Origin of the sequence: Janibacter hoylei PVAS-1 (assembly GCF_004025845.1) — a bacterium.
Lineage (GTDB): Bacteria > Actinomycetota > Actinomycetes > Actinomycetales > Dermatophilaceae > Janibacter > Janibacter hoylei.
This window is the reverse complement of sequence record NZ_PIPF01000021.1, coordinates 1-2,646: the sequence shown is the minus strand read 5'-3', so window position 1 is coordinate 2,646 and position 2,646 is coordinate 1. Positions and strand designations below refer to the sequence as shown.

The 2,646-nt window shown below is 60.6% G+C and carries 2 protein-coding genes and 1 pseudogene; 2 read left to right on the top strand and 1 reads right to left on the bottom strand.

Translation table 11 applies throughout. The annotated features are described in order from the left end of the window. A pseudogene (gene intI1 / locus CWN80_RS15240) lies at nucleotides 1-602 on the bottom strand (class 1 integron integrase IntI1); the annotation flags it as partial. Between the two features lie 101 nt (nucleotides 603-703). Here intI1 and sul1 point away from each other — a divergent pair. Together sul1 and CWN80_RS15225 are read left to right on the top strand one after the other, a co-directional pair. Next, nucleotides 704-1,555, top strand: coding sequence for a sulfonamide-resistant dihydropteroate synthase Sul1 (sul1, locus tag CWN80_RS15235; RefSeq protein ID WP_007929940.1), 852 nt, complete (start codon nucleotides 704-706; stop codon nucleotides 1,553-1,555). 127 nt (nucleotides 1,556-1,682) lie between these two features. Then, nucleotides 1,683-2,183, top strand: coding sequence for a GNAT family N-acetyltransferase (locus tag CWN80_RS15225; RefSeq protein WP_000376623.1), 501 nt, complete (start codon nucleotides 1,683-1,685; stop codon nucleotides 2,181-2,183). Nucleotides 2,184-2,646 lie beyond the last annotated feature (463 nt).

Genomic DNA, 2,646 nt, shown 5'->3' with positions numbered 1-2,646 from the left:
CAATCTTTGCAACAGAGCCCACGCGACAGCTGCTCGCGCAGGCTGGGTGCCAAGCTCTCGGGTAACATCAAGGCCCGATCCTTGGAGCCCTTGCCCTCCCGCACGATGATCGTGCCGTGATCGAAATCCAGATCCTTGACCCGCAGTTGCAAACCCTCACTGATCCGCATGCCCGTTCCATACAGAAGCTGGGCGAACAAACGATGCTCGCCTTCCAGAAAACCGAGGATGCGAACCACTTCATCCGGGGTCAGCACCACCGGCAAGCGCCGCGACGGCCGAGGTCTTCCGATCTCCTGAAGCCAGGGCAGATCCGTGCACAGCACCTTGCCGTAGAAGAACAGCAAGGCCGCCAATGCCTGACGATGCGTGGAGACCGAAACCTTGCGCTCGTTCGCCAGCCAGGACAGAAATGCCTCGACTTCGCTGCTGCCCAAGGTTGCCGGGTGACGCACACCGTGGAAACGGATGAAGGCACGAACCCAGTGGACATAAGCCTGTTCGGTTCGTAAGCTGTAATGCAAGTAGCGTATGCGCTCACGCAACTGGTCCAGAACCTTGACCGAACGCAGCGGTGGTAACGGCGCAGTGGCGGTTTTCATGGCTTGTTATGACTGTTTTTTTGTACAGTCTATGCCTCGGGCATCCAAGCAGCAAGCGCGTTACGCCGTGGGTCGATGTTTGATGTTATGGAGCAGCAACGATGTTACGCAGCAGGGTGACGGTGTTCGGCATTCTGAATCTCACCGAGGACTCCTTCTTCGATGAGAGCCGGCGGCTAGACCCCGCCGGCGCTGTCACCGCGGCGATCGAAATGCTGCGAGTCGGATCAGACGTCGTGGATGTCGGACCGGCCGCCAGCCATCCGGACGCGAGGCCTGTATCGCCGGCCGATGAGATCAGACGTATTGCGCCGCTCTTAGACGCCCTGTCCGATCAGATGCACCGTGTTTCAATCGACAGCTTCCAACCGGAAACCCAGCGCTATGCGCTCAAGCGCGGCGTGGGCTACCTGAACGATATCCAAGGATTTCCTGACCCTGCGCTCTATCCCGATATTGCTGAGGCGGACTGCAGGCTGGTGGTTATGCACTCAGCGCAGCGGGATGGCATCGCCACCCGCACCGGTCACCTTCGACCCGAAGACGCGCTCGACGAGATTGTGCGGTTCTTCGAGGCGCGGGTTTCCGCCTTGCGACGGAGCGGGGTCGCTGCCGACCGGCTCATCCTCGATCCGGGGATGGGATTTTTCTTGAGCCCCGCACCGGAAACATCGCTGCACGTGCTGTCGAACCTTCAAAAGCTGAAGTCGGCGTTGGGGCTTCCGCTATTGGTCTCGGTGTCGCGGAAATCCTTCTTGGGCGCCACCGTTGGCCTTCCTGTAAAGGATCTGGGTCCAGCGAGCCTTGCGGCGGAACTTCACGCGATCGGCAATGGCGCTGACTACGTCCGCACCCACGCGCCTGGAGATCTGCGAAGCGCAATCACCTTCTCGGAAACCCTCGCGAAATTTCGCAGTCGCAACGCCAGAGACCGAGGGTTAGATCATGCCTAGCATTCACCTTCCGGCCGCCCGCTAGCGGACCCTGGTCAGGTTCCGCGAAGGTGGGCGCAGACATGCTGGGCTCGTCAGGATCAAACTGCACTATGAGGCGGCGGTTCATACCGCGCCAGGGGAGCGAATGGACAGCGAGGAGCCTCCGAACGTTCGGGTCGCCTGCTCGGGTGATATCGACGAGGTTGTGCGGCTGATGCACGACGCTGCGGCGTGGATGTCCGCCAAGGGAACGCCCGCCTGGGACGTCGCGCGGATCGACCGGACATTCGCGGAGACCTTCGTCCTGAGATCCGAGCTCCTAGTCGCGAGTTGCAGCGACGGCATCGTCGGCTGTTGCACCTTGTCGGCCGAGGATCCCGAGTTCTGGCCCGACGCCCTCAAGGGGGAGGCCGCATATCTGCACAAGCTCGCGGTGCGACGGACACATGCGGGCCGGGGTGTCAGCTCCGCGCTGATCGAGGCTTGCCGCCATGCCGCGCGAACGCAGGGGTGCGCCAAGCTGCGGCTCGACTGCCACCCGAACCTGCGTGGCCTATACGAGCGGCTCGGATTCACCCACGTCGACACTTTCAATCCCGGCTGGGATCCAACCTTCATCGCAGAACGCCTAGAACTCGAAATCTAACGTCCGTTCGGGCATCGAGGTCCATGTCGGGGTGGGACGGGCCCGTGGCTTCAAGATCACTTGCAGTCCGACCGCGATGTCTTGGTTGCGCGAGAGGTTGTCGATATCCTCCACTTCCATCATCAACCCTGGATAATGCCGCCGCCGTCATCGCCGCCGACGCCCGTGCCGGGCTTTTCGGGCCTGTCAGGCTTGCTCGGCCTTCAGCCTGCCTGGGCGAGATCTCCGGCGGACGGATTAACGGCGGAGCTTCGCCGCCTTTCGTGCGTGTGAAGGCCGAAGATAGTTCTCTCAAAAACATCCGTTTATGAGAGATACCAAATGTCATTTTCAGAAGACGACTGCACCAGTTGATTGGGCGTAATGGCTGTTGTGCAGCCAGCTCCTGACAGTTCAATATCAGAAGTGATCTGCACCAATCTCGACTATGCTCAATACTCGTGTGGGCTCTGTTGCAAAAATC